Origin of the sequence: Novosphingobium rosa NBRC 15208 (assembly GCF_001598555.1) — a bacterium.
Taxonomy (GTDB): domain Bacteria; phylum Pseudomonadota; class Alphaproteobacteria; order Sphingomonadales; family Sphingomonadaceae; genus Novosphingobium; species Novosphingobium rosa.
Genome location: NZ_BCZE01000028.1, coordinates 56444 through 72537, shown reverse-complemented (window position 1 = coordinate 72537; position 16094 = coordinate 56444). Strand labels below are relative to the sequence as shown.

Annotated in this window: 13 protein-coding genes; 6 read left to right on the top strand and 7 right to left on the bottom strand. The window is 65.3% G+C overall.

Translation table 11 applies throughout. The features are described 5' to 3' along the window. Window positions 1-152 precede the first annotated feature (152 nt). A complete protein-coding gene (locus tag SR3_RS11795) occupies window positions 153-1742 on the bottom strand; it encodes a L,D-transpeptidase family protein (protein ID WP_245653878.1) in 1590 nt (529 codons plus the stop codon). 355 nt (window positions 1743-2097) lie between these two features. Between SR3_RS11795 and SR3_RS11790 the strand changes: the two genes are divergently transcribed. Further along, window positions 2098-3030 (top strand): DMT family transporter, encoded by a 933-nt coding sequence (locus SR3_RS11790; protein WP_068085738.1) that lies wholly within the window; start codon window positions 2098-2100, stop codon window positions 3028-3030. A gap of 235 nt (window positions 3031-3265) precedes the next feature. Continuing rightward, window positions 3266-5935 (top strand): aconitate hydratase AcnA, encoded by a 2670-nt coding sequence (gene acnA / locus SR3_RS11785; RefSeq protein ID WP_068085736.1) that lies wholly within the window; start codon window positions 3266-3268, stop codon window positions 5933-5935. A gap of 78 nt (window positions 5936-6013) precedes the next feature. Here the strand turns inward: acnA and SR3_RS11780 are convergent, their stop codons facing one another. From SR3_RS11780 to SR3_RS11755, 6 genes are all read right to left on the bottom strand, one after another. Next, on the bottom strand, window positions 6014-6319 hold the full coding sequence (locus tag SR3_RS11780; RefSeq protein WP_157098800.1) for a hypothetical protein: 306 nt from the start codon (window positions 6317-6319) through the stop codon (window positions 6014-6016). Window positions 6320-6421: 102 nt separating this feature from the next. Continuing rightward, window positions 6422-8293: an HAD-IIIC family phosphatase gene (locus SR3_RS11775; protein ID WP_068085730.1), complete on the bottom strand. Its 1872-nt coding sequence runs from the start codon at window positions 8291-8293 to the stop codon at window positions 6422-6424. Next, on the bottom strand, window positions 8293-8592 hold the full coding sequence (locus tag SR3_RS31840; protein ID WP_068085727.1) for a hypothetical protein: 300 nt from the start codon (window positions 8590-8592) through the stop codon (window positions 8293-8295). Before SR3_RS31840 ends, SR3_RS11775 begins: the two co-directional genes overlap by 1 nt. Then, a complete protein-coding gene (locus SR3_RS11765) occupies window positions 8589-9050 on the bottom strand; it encodes a hypothetical protein (RefSeq protein WP_068085724.1) in 462 nt (153 codons plus the stop codon). The genes SR3_RS31840 and SR3_RS11765 overlap by 4 nt, the downstream gene beginning before the upstream one ends. 135 nt (window positions 9051-9185) lie before the next feature. Further along, complete coding sequence (locus tag SR3_RS11760; protein ID WP_068085721.1) at window positions 9186-9716, bottom strand: glycosyltransferase; 531 nt, start codon at window positions 9714-9716, stop codon at window positions 9186-9188. After that, window positions 9713-10213 (bottom strand): glycosyltransferase family protein, encoded by a 501-nt coding sequence (locus tag SR3_RS11755; RefSeq protein ID WP_157098805.1) that lies wholly within the window; start codon window positions 10211-10213, stop codon window positions 9713-9715. The genes SR3_RS11760 and SR3_RS11755 overlap by 4 nt, the downstream gene beginning before the upstream one ends. A gap of 293 nt (window positions 10214-10506) precedes the next feature. On the opposite strand from SR3_RS11755, the gene SR3_RS11750 reads away from it, so the two are divergent. The 4 genes from SR3_RS11750 to SR3_RS11735 all read left to right on the top strand — a co-directional run bounded on the left by SR3_RS11750 (window position 10507) and on the right by SR3_RS11735 (window position 16031). Continuing rightward, a complete protein-coding gene (locus SR3_RS11750; RefSeq protein ID WP_245653877.1) occupies window positions 10507-11250 on the top strand; it encodes a metallophosphoesterase family protein in 744 nt (247 codons plus the stop codon). Between the two features lie 287 nt (window positions 11251-11537). Then, window positions 11538-12203 carry a polysaccharide biosynthesis/export family protein gene (locus tag SR3_RS11745; RefSeq protein WP_068085718.1) on the top strand — a complete coding sequence of 222 codons (666 nt, stop codon included), beginning with the start codon at window positions 11538-11540 and terminating at the stop codon, window positions 12201-12203. A gap of 24 nt (window positions 12204-12227) precedes the next feature. Next, window positions 12228-14411, top strand: coding sequence for a GumC family protein (locus SR3_RS11740; protein WP_084455444.1), 2184 nt, complete (start codon window positions 12228-12230; stop codon window positions 14409-14411). A gap of 393 nt (window positions 14412-14804) precedes the next feature. Beyond that, window positions 14805-16031, top strand: coding sequence for a dicarboxylate/amino acid:cation symporter (locus SR3_RS11735; RefSeq protein WP_068085710.1), 1227 nt, complete (start codon window positions 14805-14807; stop codon window positions 16029-16031). Window positions 16032-16094: the final 63 nt, after the last annotated feature.

Below are 16094 nucleotides of genomic sequence, written 5' to 3'. Positions count from 1 at the left end.
AGGCGCCGGGGCTTCCTGCCTGCGGCGCCTTTTCTCATGCACGCGGAAAGTTTGCGCACCGACAGGATGCCACGAACCTCTGTGTCGGAAGACGTTATGGGAGCGCGAGGGGGTAACCCCCTCGCATCTTCCTTTTAACCTTGAACCCCAAATTACAAAGGATCATCCGCCACGATCACTTCCTGCGTGCTGGTGCGCTGCGTGGTGTGCAGCACGCGGGGGCTACGGAAGCTGGTCAGCACGGGGGCGTCGCGGTCGTAGATGTCCTTGAAGGTGGCCATCTGGCCTTCCACGTTCAGGCCCATGGTGGTGTAGGTCAAATACACCGGCGTGGCCTGCTTCATCACCACCCGCTTGTACTTCAGCGAGTGATAGAGTTCGGAAGCCTCATCCTGAGTCATGTCGCCGCGCACCATGGCGATGGTCATGCCCAGCTTCAGCGCGTCCTGCGTGCGGATGCAGCCATGCGAATAGGCGCGCACGGGGGTCTCGAACAGCGCCTTGGCGGGGGTGTCGTGCAGATAGATGGCATGCGGGTTGGGCATGTCGATCTTCATGCGGCCCAGCGAGTTCTTGTCGCCCGGCTGCTGCACCACGGTGATCATGCCGCTCTCGGACTTGGTTACCTTGTAACCCTGGCGCGCGGCGGAGGCCGGGTTGGCCAGCAGCTTGGCGCCCAGATTTTCGCCCTTCACGATGGACTGCGGCACGGTCCAGGTGGGGTTGAAGACCACGGCCTGCACCTTTTCGGCCAGCTGAGGCGTGGCGGTGCGCCCCGGCTTGCCGACAACCGTGCGGTAGGTCTTGATGATCTTGCCGCCCACGTTGAAGCGCAGTTGGAATTCGGGAATGTTGGTCAGCAGATAGACTTGGCCGAGCTCACGCGGCAGCCAGCGCCAGCGGTCCATGTTGATGCGGATCATGTCGCGGCGGGCCTTGTCGGCGCGGGGCGTGGCGGCCAGCGCGTCCTTCAGCGCGGCATAATCGGCATAGGTCGGGTCGAGCCCGGCCAGCACGCCCGCCACATCATGGGTGGCCAGCGCGCGTTCGAGAATCTCGTGGGTGGGATGGGCGTCGATGTCGGTGTCCACGGCGAACCACTGGATGCGGCTGTCCATCGGGGTGCGGCCATCGCGCAGGTCTTCGGCCAACCAGTCGAAGCTGCGGCTGGCGGCCTCATCCAGCGCGGGGCCGGCGCCCGCCGTGATGGCGGCGGCCAGCACCTCGGGCTTGTAGTCGCCGGGGAACAGGCCTTCGGTGTCGATGGTCTTGATGACCGCCAGCAGCGACTGGGCATCGGCCAGCGTCCAGACCTGCACCGGCTGTTCGGCGGGGACGATGGTGGTCGTGGTCACCGTATGCGCGCCGGGGGCCAGGACCGGCGGCGGGTTGACGGGCGCGGTGGTGGGCTGGGCATCGATATGCGGCGTGGTCTGCGGCGTGGCTGTTGCGCGCGGGGCGGGCGTGGCTGTCGCGCGCGGGGCGGCGGGCGCTCCCGGCTGCATCGAGGCGGGCAGGATCGAGGTCGGCGCCGGGGTCCTGGGCTTTGGCTTGGCGGTCGGCGTGGGGGAGGGCGTCGGCGAGGCCTGCAGACCGCTGTAGCCTCCTGGAGGGATGGCCAGCGCGGCGTCGGGCATCAGCAAGGCTGCGCCGCCCAGCCACAAGGCCAGCCGCTGGCGCTTGCCGGAGGCGGCTGCGCTGGTCGAGCCCGGCGTCAGGCGGTCGTGCGGTTGGTTGGCCATGTCCGTATCGTATCCCTGTCTTCAGTCGCATGCGGCGGGGCAATATTTGCCTGAATGCTCGAAAGCCGCGCGCGGATGCTTTGCCCTTTTCAACGCCGCGCATCAAGCATTGTGCCTTGCGACTTGCTGAATTGCCTTTTCGGGCCTTGTTCATCTTTGGAAAGATGACGCGTATAATTTCAAGGTCTAAGAGTCCGTTTGGAAATCCGTCGAAGCCGGATTTACGGCACCAGCCCTCTCCCCCACCCGGCCACCCAACGGCAGTATTCTATGGGTGGCCGGGTGGGGGAGAGGGCTGGTGCCGCGCTGAAAATGCGCTTTCGCGCATTTTCCAAACCGGCTCTAAGGGCCGGATATGACGCGCTCGCATCCCTTCGCGCCCGTGGTGGCCGCCGCCGCCGGGATCGCCACCTTCGCCATCATGGATGCGCTGATGAAGGGGGCCTCGATGGCGCTTGGGGTGTTTACGGCGCTGCTGTGGCGCAATCTGCTGGGCGCGGCGCTGACTCTGGCGGCATGGTGGGCGGCTGAGCGCCTGAACGGGCGGCGGATCGTCTGGCCGGCGCGGGGCATGCTGCTGGTGCATGGTTTTCGCGCCGCGCTGGTCTGCGCCATGGCCAGCCTGTTCTTCTGGGGGCTGGTGCGCACGCCGATGGCGGTGGGCATGGGGCTGTCTTTCATTGCGCCGCTGATCGCGCTTTATCTTTCCGCGCTGTTTCTGGGGGAGCCGATCACCCGGCGCGCTCTGGGCGCCTCGCTGATCGCTCTGCTGGGGGTGGGCGTTGTGGCGGCGGGACGGCTGAGCGAGGGGCTCGCCGATTCGCTGGAGTCGCGGCTTGGGCTGGTGGCGATCCTGACCTCAGCGGTGCTCTATGCGGGCAATCTGGTGCTGCAGCGCCATCAGGCGCAGCGCGCCGCTCCGATGGAGATCGCCTTTTTTCAAGGGCTGTTCATCGCTTTGTATATGCTGCCTTTGTCGCCGTGGCTGGGGGTGATGCCGGGGCATGGCGCCTTTGGCGGGACTGCGGGCGCGCTGGTGGTGGGGGCGGGCGTGCTGGCCTCGGTTTCGCTGGCGCTGCTCGGCTGGGGCTGGGCGCGGGCCGAGGCGCATCGGCTGTTACCCGTTGAATACAGCGCCTTTATCTGGTCCGCCCTGATGGGCTATCTGTGGTTTCATGAAAGCCTGAGCCTGTGGACTCTGGGCGGCGTGGCCCTGATCGTCGCGGGCGTCTGGGTCGGCACCGCCCAGCGCGGGCATGACGGCCTGCCGGGTGAATTGACCAGTTGAGGCGCCAATTCAGGACTTGAATTGCTGTTGAAAGTCAGTATCAAAAACCCAGCGGCCTATCGGTAAAATTTACCCCGCACCCTACCTTCGGCATACTTGACGAGTTCGCTGCAAGCGCGCAGGGGCTTCCCAACATCAATGCACCTTTTCCGCAAAGCAGCATGGCGCGGACGGGATTGATCCCCGAAGCGCGGCGGCCTTTTGCGGCAGGTGACAGCCGAGGGAAACACGCCGCATGACTCAGGTCGGACAGGATGCTCTGAAAACCCGCAGCACCATGAGTGTTGCCGGTCGCGAAGTGGCCTATTACTCGCTGAAGAAGGCCGCCAGCCACATTGGCGACATCAGCCGTCTGCCCTTCAGCATGAAGGTGCTGCTGGAAAATCTTCTCCGCTTCGAGGATGGCGGCTTCACCGTCTCCACCGCCGACATTCAGGCCGTTTCCGACTGGCAGAAGAACCCCACCACCGGCGCCGAGATCCAGTATCGCCCGGCCCGCGTGCTGCTTCAGGATTTCACCGGCGTGCCCTGCGTGGTCGATCTGGCCGCCATGCGCGATGCCATCGCCAAGCTGGGCGGTGACACCAGCAAGATCAACCCGCTGGTTCCCGTCAATCTGGTGATCGATCACTCGGTGATGGTCGACGAGTTCGGCACGCCTCAGGCCTTCGAGCAGAACACCGAGATCGAGTATCAGCGCAACTTCGAGCGTTATGACTTCCTCAAGTGGGGCTCCAAGTCGCTCAACAACTTCTACGCCGTGCCTCCCGGCACCGGCATCTGCCACCAGGTGAACCTTGAGAACATCGCCCAGGCGGTGTGGACCAGCAAGGATCAGGACGGCACGCTGGTGGCTTACCCCGACACCTGCGTCGGCACCGACAGCCACACCACCATGGTCAATGGCCTTGGCGTGCTGGGCTGGGGCGTGGGTGGCATCGAGGCCGAGGCCGCGATGCTGGGCCAGCCCGTCTCGATGCTCATCCCCGAAGTCGTCGGCTTCAAGTTCACCGGCGAGCTGAAGGAAGGCGTCACCGCCACCGACCTCGTGCTGACCGCCACCAACATGCTGCGCAAGCATGGCGTGGTGGGCCGCTTCGTGGAATACTTCGGCCCGGGCCTTGCCGGCCTGACGCTGGCCGACCGCGCCACGCTGGCCAACATGGCTCCCGAATACGGCGCCACCTGCGGCTTCTTCGGCATCGACGACAAGACGCTGGACTACATGCGCCTGACCGGCCGTGAGGAAGACCAGATCGCTCTGGTCGAGGCCTATGCCAAGGAGCAGGGCTTCTGGATCGACCCCGCCGTCGAGCCGATCTTCTCCTCGACGCTGGAGCTGGATCTGGGCACCGTGGTGCCTTCGCTCGCCGGCCCCAAGCGCCCGCAGGACCGCGTGTCGCTGCCCGACGTGGACGATGTGTTCAACGCCGACATGGCCAACGTCTACAAGAAGGCCCAGACCCGCGTTGCGGTCGAGGGCAAGGACTTCACCATCGGCGACGGCGACGTGACCATCGCCGCCATCACCAGCTGCACCAACACCAGCAACCCCTCGGTTCTGGTCGCCGCCGGTCTGGTCGCCAAGAAGGCCGACGAGCTGGGCCTGAAGCCCAAGCCCTGGGTCAAGACCTCGCTGGCCCCCGGCTCGCAGGTCGTCACCGACTATCTGGAGCGTGCCGGTCTCCAGTCGCACCTCGACAACATCGGCTTCAATCTGGTGGGTTACGGCTGCACCACCTGCATCGGCAACTCGGGCCCTCTGGCCGAGCCGATCAGCAAGGCGATCAACGAGAACGGTCTGGTTGCCGCCGCCGTTATCTCGGGCAACCGCAACTTCGAGGGCCGCGTCTCGCCCGACGTGCGCGCCAACTTCCTGGCCAGCCCGCCGCTGGTCGTCGCCTATGCCCTGAAGGGCACGGTGATCGAGGACTTCACCACCACCCCGATCGGCACGTCGACCGCGGGCAAGGACGTGTTCCTCAAGGACATCTGGCCCACCAATGACGAGGTCTACACGACCATGGCCGGCTGCATGGACCGCGCCATGTTCCAGGCCCGCTATGCCGACGTCTACAAGGGCGACAAGCACTGGCAGGCGATCAACGTCACGGGCTCGGAAACCTATGGCTGGCGCGCCGGTTCGACCTATGTCGCCAACCCGCCCTATTTCGAGGGCATGACGATGACCCCGGCCCCCGTGACCGACATCATCGAGGCCAAGCCGCTGCTGATCCTGGGCGATTCGATCACCACCGATCACATCAGCCCCGCCGGCAACATCAAGGCCGACAGCCCCGCCGGCCAGTGGCTGATGGAGCATCAGGTCGCCAAGGCGGACTTCAACTCCTATGGTGCCCGTCGTGGCCACCATGAGGTGATGATGCGCGGCACCTTCGCCAACATCCGCATCAAGAACGAGATGGTCCCCGGCATCGAGGGCGGCTTCTCGCGCTATGGCACGGAAACCGGCGCCGTTTACGACGTGGCCCAGAAGCACAAGGCCGATGGCACGCCGCTGATCGTGATCGCGGGCAAGGAATATGGCACGGGTTCGAGCCGTGACTGGGCCGCCAAGGGCACCAACCTGCTGGGCGTGCGCGTGGTGATCGTGGAAAGCTTCGAGCGTATCCACCGCTCGAACCTGGTCGGCATGGGCGTGCTGCCGCTGCAGTTCAAGGATGGCGACAGCCGCACCAGCCTGGGCCTGACCGGTGATGACAGCTTCACCATCGAAGGTCTGGCCACCATCGAGGCCCGTCAGGACGTGACCGTGAAGGTGACCCGCCCCGACGGCACCAGCTTCACCTTCACCGCGCTGTGCCGCATCGATACCGCCAATGAGGTGGAATACTTCAACAACGGCGGCATCCTGCAGTACGTGCTGCGCAAGCTGGCCGCCTGATCCTTCCGATCAGCGTTCAAGAAACAGGAGGGCGTCCCCGCAAGGGGGCGCCCTTTTGTTATGCGCTTATTCGGCCCTCTATTCGGCGTGGTCCGGATCGTTGCCATAGGCCTTGGACAGGCTGCGCAGATAGAAGAACCAGACGATGGCGGCGGCAGGCAGATAGGTGATCAGCGCGTGCGGGTCATAGCGATGGCCCCAGTCGCGCCATGGGCCGGTGGTGGCGGCGGAGATCAGCCAGGCCAGCGTGACGGTGAGGCTGGCGCGCAGGATGGGGCGCAGGCGGCGAAAGGCCAGCATCTCGATCAGCCAGGTCAGGATCATCACCGTCAGCAGGGTGCGGATGGCAAGGCCGATCCAGGTGTAAAGCTCTGCGTCGGTCATCGGCGATCCTGAAAAGAGGCGCGAAAACAGTCCGCCAAGCATGGGCGAGGGCGCGCGGTGGGGCAAGGCTTGAGCCGACAGGTCAGCCTGCCCGGGCGGCGCTTAGCCGTGCGAGACCTGCATCGGCGGCTGCGGGCGGCTCTGCGCGGTGGACCAGCGCCAGCGCGTGGTGCCATCCTCTTCCGCGCCCAGTGGTTCGAAGCCGAGGCGGGGGTAATGGTCGCGCACCATCATGTTGCGGTCGGTGGGGCGATAGGTGCCTTCCAGCCAGAGCACGCCCTGTTCGCGGGCGAGGCGGCTCACTTCATTCAGCACCGCATCCTCCACGCGGCGGCCCAGCACGCGGCAGCTCATCAGCCAGAGGTCGATGTGCCATGTTTTTTCAGGCGTGTCCGGCGCGGAGGGGGTGAGGACCAGCGTGCTGATCATGCCATTGTCACCGAAGCGGTCGGCGAGGCGCACCTGCAGCGTGGCGCCTTCGCTGCGCTGCTCGATGGCGGCGATCTCCACCTCGGTGTAGCGGCGGGTGGTGAGGTTGAACTGGTTGCTCTTGTTGATGAGCTGGACGATGCGCTCACGCCCGACCGCATCGAAGGGGGCGAAGCGGATCTCCATCTCCAGCGAGGCGAGGTAGGAGTCCAGATCGCCGCTGGCCTCCAGCAGCTTGGCGCGGCGGGCGTTGTCCTTGTAAAAGCCCGTGCGCGCGGCATCTTCCGCCGAAAAGCCGGTGGCCTCGAAATAGCCCGCCAGCGCCAGCGTACGGGTGTAGAGCGCAGGATCTTCCGGCAGTTCGGGCACGGCCACTTCGGGCAGGCGCTGGCGGATGATGGCGCGCTCGGCCGGATTGTCGTCGACGAAAACGAAGGAGGCGAGGCCCAGCGACAGCTCCTGCGCAATGGCGCGCAGATTGGCGGCCTTGTCCACCCAATTGGCCTGAAAGACGGCGATATGCTCCTCGCGCAGCGCCATATCGGGGTGCTCGCGGAAGACCTGCCGGGCGGTGGCCTCCTCATTCTTCGAGCAGACCGCCAGCACGATGCCGCGCCCATGCAGCGCCAGCGCCTGTTGCTGCAGCGCCAGATGCGCCTCGCCCACCGGATCGCCCTGACCCAGGCGGATGCCGCCCATGCCATCGTCGCCGATGATGCCGCCCCACAGCGTGTTGTCGAGATCGAGCACCAGCACCCGCCGCGCCTTGCCGCGCAGCGCGCCCAGCAGCCGCCCGACATGATCGGCATAGAAGGGCAGGCAGGCCATGGCGACGGGCAGCTTGGCCAGATGCCATTCGCCCGGGCTGAACCAGTTGGCCGTGCCCGCCGTGCCCGCCATGGCGGCCACATCGAGCAGCAGATCGGCGCTGCCCGCCAGATCCTCCACCAGCGCCTGATTGAAGGCGCGGATTTTGGCCCGCAAGGTGTTGTGCCAGCGCGCGTCGAAATGGCCGAACAGCGGCTCGGGCGGCTCGGCCAGCGTCTGCACGATGGAAAGCGCGCCGCCAGCATTGCGCAAGGCCTGACGCAGGCCCCGCAGCAAAGCGAGCGATTCCTCCACGCCATTGTCGCCCGCCAGCGGCAGGTCGCGATGGTCCAGCGCCAGCAGCACGCCGTCGCAGCCTGCTTCATTGATGGCCGAGGCCGGGTCGAAGGCCTGCTGGGCGATCTGGCCGAAAGGGGCGGTCACGCAGGTCAAGTCGACGCCGTGCCGTGCCGCGCTGCCCACCAGCTGCACCGCCAGCAGATCGAGCGTGCCCGTGCCCAGCACCCCCAGCCTGAAGGGCGTCAAAGGCGCTAAAGATCGGCCCTGTCCGCGCAGCTCGGCCATCGCCTTGGCCAGCCGGTCAAGCTGGTTGGCGTTCAGGGCAAAGCCTGCCAACCGTTGCACCTCCGCGCCGGGATGCTCGGCTTCGGGCAGGGCGCGCATCTGCTGGCGCAGGTCCTGCGGCGCGGCGGGCAGCCAGGGCAGGGCGATGGGCATCACAGCAGCCTGAACATCTGGATGATCGCGCTGATGGCAAAGCCCATGGCCGCGCTTTTCATCAGCTCGCGCGAGGTGACCGGCAGATTGGCGTTGAACACCACCGTCAGCAGCGACGCCAGCCCCGCCGAGCCCAGCAGCACCCACCAGCGCGGAAAGATGGCATGCTCGGCAGGGGCGGGCCATTCCAGCACCAGCGGCAGCAGCCGGTTGAGCATATAGCCGAAGCATGAGGCGATCCAATGCGCCAGAAAGCGCGCCCAGTTCTCACCCAGCTGGTTGGAGGGCAACTGGTTCATCGTGACTCCACATCGGCGGCGCTCTGCGCAGGGGCATCCTGCGCGGAGGCGTCATAGGCGGTGGCGCGCATATCCACGATCAGCGTATCGATCAGCCGCTCGAAATATTGGTCGTGCAGTTCGGCATCCTCGCCGCGCAGGGCGATCTTGCGGTGCGCGGCGCGGATCTGCCATTCGATCATGTCACGCCAGGAGGCCAGATCGCGCGCCGCGATCACCTGCTGCGCCCAGGCGATCAGCATCACGATCAGGCCCAGCAGCGCAATCAGGAAACCGGCGATGTAAGATCTTTCGTAATGCGAACGGATCTCAAGACAGTAAAGCGTGGTGCCGATCATCGCTGTCAGCCCGGTGAGCGACAGAAGATCGACCAGACGACCATACCACCGCCAAAACAGCGACAGAGGCTGCGCCTGCGGCGGCTGATGCGTGACTTGGCTGGCGTGATCTGACATCATGCGGAACCTTTTGCCTCACCTTGTGAACATGCCTTTCGGACTGCTGTGGGCGGCGTAATTATTATGAGAATTTTATGCTGCAGTGCAAGGTAGAAATGCCCTGCTCCAGGCCGACGGCGCACGGCAGCGCTGCGATCACGGCGCACCGCGCAGCGCCCTTGTCAGCAGGCGCCACAGGGGCAGGGACTGTGCGGTGGCGACATAGTCGCGCACGCCGGTGATGAAGGCCTGCGCCTCCTGCTCGGACGGGCGCTGGCAGGGTTCGAGCGTGTCGATCCGGTCCAGCAGGGTGAGCAGATGCTCCGGATCACGCGCGACATGCACGCCGGGCAGATGAGCGAAGCGCTGCACCGTGGCCAGCTGATGGCCGTTGCGATGCTCGCCGCGCTTGTGGTCGCGGGCCAGAATGATGATCGGCTTGCCCATGTCCATGGCGTTGATGATCGAGCCGATCCCGGCATGCGAGACGATCAGCGAGGCCTGCGCCTGAAGCGCGCTGAAACGGACAGGATCGATGAAGGCTTCGCTCCGCATCGCGGTGGGGGCATAGGCCGAGGGGCCGATCTGGGCGAACACCTCCTGATCGGGGTGCTGCGCCGCCCAGCGGTCCACCGCGGTGACCAGACGATCGAACGGCAATTGGGTGCCAACCGAGAGCAGGATCACAAGACCCGACCCAGATAGCTGATGTGCTGTTGCGGGCAGGCCAGTTGCTCCCATTGCGTCAGGCGCAGATCGGCGAAGCCCCGGGCGAATTTGCCGCTGAGCGAGAGTTCCTCGCTGTTGGCCACGCTGTCGACCCAGATGGTGACAGCGCCCAGCATCTTGCCGATCAGCAGCGCCACCGCGCCCGGCGCCGCGCCGGTGGTGATCACCACATCGGGGCGGAAAGCGCGCAGGGCCTTCACGATGCCGCTGATCGAGCGGACCAGCAACCAGGGCGTGTCGCGCGATCCGTCCATGATTTCGGCCACCGGCCGGTCACCGAAAGGCGCCGTCAGCCCGTGGGTGGTGGTGATGAACAGGCAGTCGAGATGCTGCACGGCGGGCGCAAGCCGGGTCAGCTCGATCCAGTGGCCGCCGGACGATGCGATCAGCGCAACGCGGCGTTGATCGGCCTGTGTCCGATCTGCTGAAGGTTGTGGAGATTGGGCGTGCTGCATGGTGGTCACCGTTTGCACACTCCAGTCCGCACGAGTCTGTTCCCGGGTTCCATCCACCTCAACCTGTTGCAAAGCCCGAGAAGATTATCGCACATGCTGTTGCTGAAAGACCCGTATATATCCTGCAGCATATGCCCCTAGGGCCAACCTAGTCGAAGGCGGCGGCGTCTTGCAAATGGATTTGTGGCCATCCGGTCATTTGTTTGTGCACTGCGGCGTGCCATTTTTGGGCAGTTGATCATGCACTGCAGCAAGGCGATAATGGTTACAGTTTTAATAAGGACCGCCACCCTATGATTCTGCCTCGCCGCAAACCTGCCCTGCCCTCGACCGATGCGGGGGATCGCATCTATGCGGTGGGCGATGTGCATGGGCGGTTCGATCTGCTGCAGGCGCTGATGGAGAAGATCGGCGAGCATCACGCGCAGCTGCCGTCGGTGCCGGGCCTGCACATCATCTTCCTTGGCGATCTGATCGATCGCGGGCCGGACAGCCTGAAGGTGCTGGATTATCTGGCTCAGGCGCAAAAGCGGATCCCGGGCATGATCGTGCTGCTGGGCAACCATGAGGAGGTGCTGCTGCGCGTGCTGGAGGGCGATCAGCGCCAGTTGCGCCAGTGGCTGACCTTCGGCGGCGCGCAAACGCTGCGCAGCATGGGGGTGCAGGTGCCGGGGGCGGAGGACAGTCTGGAGGATTGCATCGCCGCGATCCGCCGGGCGCTGCCGTCTTCGCTGGTCTCCTGGCTGAAGCGCCTGCCGCTCACGGCGCATTCGGGCGATTATTTCTTCTGCCATGCCGGGGTGCGCCCGGGCGTGGCGCTGCGCAAGCAGAAGCGCGAGGATTTGCTGTGGATCCGCGAGGACTTCCTGACCGATCAGTCCGCCCATGGCGCGGTGGTGGTGCATGGCCACAGCATTCACCCCGAGGTGGACATGCAGGCCAACCGAATCGGCATCGACACCGGCGCCTACACCACCGGCGTGCTGACCGCGCTCTATCTGGAGGGCGAGCGGCGCGAGGTGCTGCAGGTCGGGTGAGCGGCCATCCAGGTCGTTTCACCGATAGAGAACTGTAATAAGATCAGATCTTGTTCAGTTCATCTCGCAGATGCGGCATGAGTGCAGCATGGTGTCCCTTTGAGGGGCATCATGCTCACCGCTTTGTGAATTGACACTACGTAAAATTATAGTGCAACTGCAGCATTAGGTGACCTTTGATCGGTGGGGCTTTGATCTTGGAGCAGTTTAAGGAAGCCTCGCATGCGGGGGAACGCCGCAGAGAACGCCGGCGTGGGCGTGCCTCAGGCAGGATCGTGGCGGCTTTGATGGCCACGGCTGTGCTGGCGGGCTGTTCGGGCTCTTTCGGTCATTCGCCGCTGGCGCAGGGGCCGGAGGCGTATAAGGTCATTCCCGCGCCCGACGATGATGGCAGCGTGCCGGAATATCGCATCGGGCCGCTCGATTCGGTGGATGTCACGGTGTTTCAGGAGGCCGATATCTCGGCCAAGGGCATTCCGGTCGATGCGGCGGGCGATATCGCCATGCCGCTGATCGGGCGGGTCCATGCCGCGGGCAAGACCTCGGTGGAGCTGGCCGAGTATGTCGCGCATCAGCTGGGCGAGCGCTATTACGTCAATCCGCAGGTGACGGTGACGGTGGCCAGCTCGGTCTCGCAGCGCGTCACGGTCGAAGGGCAGGTGACCGAGCCGGGCATCTATCCGATCCATGGCGCCACCACCCTGCTGGACGCCATCGCCCTGGCCAAGGGCGAGACCGAGAACGCCGCCTATCGTCAGGTGGCCATCGTCCGCATCCAGAACGGCAAGCGCACCGGCGCGGTCTTCGACATCAGGCGCGTGCGCCGGGGTGAGGACAAGGATCCGCAGCTGCTGCCGCGCGATGTGATCATCGTGGGCCATTCCACCGGCAAGCAGATGTGGCATGATCTGCTGCGGGCAGCGCCGCTTCTTAATGTTTTCGCGCAATTCTGATCCCTTGAACGGAGCTTACAGCGGATGAATGCCCAGCAGCCCGTTCACGGGGACGACCCTTGCGCCGATCACCCTCATGCCGATCACCACGCCATGAGCGCGGCCGAGCAGGACAATGACCTGCTCGATTTCGAGGGCCTGCGCCTGACGCTGATGCTTAACCGCAAGCTGATCGCGCTGATTCTGACGCTGGGGCTGGCGCTGGGCGTGGCGTCGGTGGTGTTCATGCCGCGCACCTACACCGCGCGCTCCAGCGTGCAGATCGACCAGCAGACCCGCAAGGTGCTGGGGACGGAAGATGCCGACCCGCAAGGCAGCGCGCAGGATGCCGACCGTTTCCTGCAAACGCAGGTGGATATCCTCAACAGCCGGGCCATGGCCAAGCATGTGTCCGACACGCTGGGGCTGGCCACCAGCGATGCCTTCCTCAAACGCACCTCCGGCCGCGCCCCCACCAATCTGGAGCCGGGCGAGCTGGAAGACCGCGTGATCGATACGCTGCAGCGTAATCTGATCGTCGATCTGCCGCATAATTCGCGCGTGGTCGGCGTGATGTTCAAGAGCCGCGACGCGGCGCTGGCCGCGCAGATCTCGAACACTTTCGTGAGCGAATTCATCAAGGGCAACATCCAGCGCAAATTCTCCGCCTCCAGCTATTCGCTCGATTTCCTGAGCAACCAGCTGAACGTGGCCAAGAGCCGTCTGGAAGAGTCCGAACGCACGCTGATCACCTATTCGCGCACCGCCGGGCTGATCGATGCCAGCACCGGCGCCGCCGTGCCGGTGGGCCAGCCGCAGGGCCCGCAATCGCTGGTGACGGCCAACCTCGTTGAGCTGAACCAGCGTCAGGCCGTCGCCAAGGCGGACCGCCTGCAGGCCGAGGAGCGCTGGCGTCAGGCCAGCAGCACCCCGCTGATGCAGCTGCCCGAGGTGCTGAGCAACAATGCGGTGCAGCAATTGCTGCAAAGTCGCGCCCAGCTCTCCTCGAAGCTGCAGGAGCTGCGTGCGCGCCTCAAGCCCGATCACCCCACGGTGATTCAGGCCACCACCGAGTTGAATGAGCTGGACAATGAAGCCCGCGTGCTGGCCGAATCGATCCGTGGCTCGATCAAGAACCAGTATCTGGTGGCGGTGCGTCAGGACGATGCGATTCAGGCGGCGGTGAACGGGCTGAAGAGCGCCACGCTCTCCGAGCAGGACCGCACCGTGCGCTTCAACATCCTCAAGCGCGAGGTCGACACCAATCGCCAGCTCTATGACAGCCTGCTGCAGCGCTACAAGGAGGTCAGCGCGGCCTCGGGCGTGACAGTCAACAACATCACCCAGGTCGATGTGGCCGAGGCGCCGCGCAAGCCGACCTCGCCGCGCGCGCTGTTGAACATGGCGGTGGCGCTGGGCGCGTCCGTGGTGCTCGCCGCGATGGCCGTGCTGCTGCGCTCGCGCATGAGCACGACGATCACCGATCCGCGCGAGGTTGAGACAAGGCTGGGCCTGCCGCTGCTGGGCGCGGTGCCGATCGACCCCACCGGTGAGCCGCTGACCACGCTGCTCAGCCCCAAATCGGACATTGCCGAGGCCTATCACGCGATCCGCACGGCGGTGGAACTGTCCTCCCGCACAGGGACTCCGTCCTCGATCCTGCTGACCAGCAACCGGCCTTCCGAAGGCAAGTCGACCAGCAGCTTTGCGCTGGCCCGCGATTTCGCGCTGCTGGGCAAGAAGGTGCTGCTGATCGACGCCGATTTGCGCCGCCCCACGCTGCATCGCCTGCTCGATGTCGACAATTCCGGGGACGGCTTCTCCACCGTGCTGGCGCGCCGCATGGGCATTAACGAGGCGGTGGTGGCCACCCGCATCGAAAACCTCAGCTTCCTGCCCACCGGGCCGATCCCGCCCGATCCGGCCAACCTTTTCTCCGGCCCGGTGCTGCGCGAGCTGCTGGAAGGCTTGCGCGCCAGCTATGATCTGGTGGTGCTGGATTCGCCGCCGGTGCTGTCGCTTGCCGATACGGTGGAGCTGACCTCGGCCGCGCAGGCGACGATCTTCGTGATGGAGGCCGGCTCGGCACAGATCAAGGCGATGCGCCAGTCGCTGGAGCGTCTGCGGCGCTCGGGCGGGCATGTGCTGGGGGCCATCGTCAGCAAGTATGATGCGCGTACGGCCAGCGGGACGCATGGTTACGCTTACGGTTACAGCTACGGGGATTAAGGTTGGAAAAAAGGGACATGCGAGGGCCATCGCCCTCGTGCTCCCTTTAGTGTCCACCTTGCGCCATGGGTTCGGCCTTGCGCCCAGTTTGCTGCGCCGCAGGCTTTGAAATTCCCGGCACGGCGTATTGTTTATGGATGCTCTGCCTGCGGTGCTTTGCCCCGCGCAGGTGGAGAGCTTGGGCACTTTAATTCGGTGCCACTGCCCTTGCGTCGGAAGACGTTATGGGAGCGCGAGGGGGTAACCCCCTCGCATGTTCTTTTCTTTCTTCCCCTTTCCCTACCGATCCACTCAAGTTTTTTTGTTGCCGCATCGTTTCCCGCGAAAAACCGGTTCCCACTTTTTCGCACGATGCTCTAAACGCCGTCGCTTCGTGATGTTTCGGAAGCCTTCATGACGCGTACCCAATCGATTCTGCTGTCCCTCGTGCTGGGCCTTGCCGTGGGTCTGGCGATCCGCGCCTCCGGCCATGGCGGGCTGCTGGCCGGGGTCAGCGCGATCCAGCCCCTGGGCCAGATGTGGGTGCGCGCCTTGCAGATGACGCTGATCCCGCTGGTCTTCGCGATGGTGGCGCATGGCGCGGCGGATGCGGTGGCGGGCGGTCGCGGCGGGCGGTTGATCGGCACGACGCTGGCGGTTTTTGTGGCGCTGCTGGGGTTGACGGCGGTGATCTGCACCATCACCACCGAGACGGTGCTGCATCTCTGGCCGGTGCCGCCGCATGCGCTGGCGGGTCTGAGCGATGCGAGCACCCAGAAGCTGCCCTCCTTCGCCGAGCAGCTGCTGGCGATCATTCCGGACAATCCGGTGGCGGCGGCGGCCAATGGGCAGATCTTTCCGCTGGTGATCTTCGCGCTGGCTTTCGGGCTGGCCAACGCGCGGCTGAAGGATGGGCAGGGGAGGCCTTCCACCCTGCCGTCCACGCTGGGGCAGGTGGCGCAGGCGATGATGGTGATCGTCGACTGGGTGCTGGTGGCCGCGCCGCTGGGCATCTTCATTCTGGCGCTGGGTCTGGCGACGACCTCGGGTCTGGCGGTGGCGCGGATGCTGGCGATTTTCGTGGCGCTGTGTTTGGGCAACAGCGTGGTGATGGCGCTGGTGTGCTATCTGCTGGTCACGCTGCTGGGCGCGGAAAGGCTGGGCCGCTTTGCCGCCGCCGTGGCGCCTGCTCAGGCGATGGCGGCGGGCACCTCGTCGTCCATGGCCTCGACGCCGGTGATGCTGGAGGTGGCGCTGGAAAAGCTGCGCCTGCCCGAGGATGTGGCGGGGCTGGTGATCCCGATGGCGGTCTCGGTGTTCCGCATGGGCACGGTGGCCAATGCCATTCCCGCCGTGCTGGTGGCGGCCCATGCGGCGGGGATCGAGCCGACGCTGACCCAGCTGTTTCTGGCGGGCGTGGCGGTGGTGCTGGGCTCGATGACGGCGGGCGGCCTGCCGGGCGCGGCGGTGATCTATGCCTTTTACGCGCCGGGGCTGCAGGTGCTGGGCGCGCCACTGGCGATCATGCCGCTGTATATCGCGGTGATCGCGCTGCCCGATCCGGTGATTACCGCCTCCACCGTCACCGGAGACCTCACCGCCGCCACGCTGGTGGCACGGCTGATGCGGCGAAAGGCGTAATGGTTTTGCTGCGCCAATCTGCCATATTTCGCGGCTAGGCTGCGCCGCACTTCAGGCTAAAGA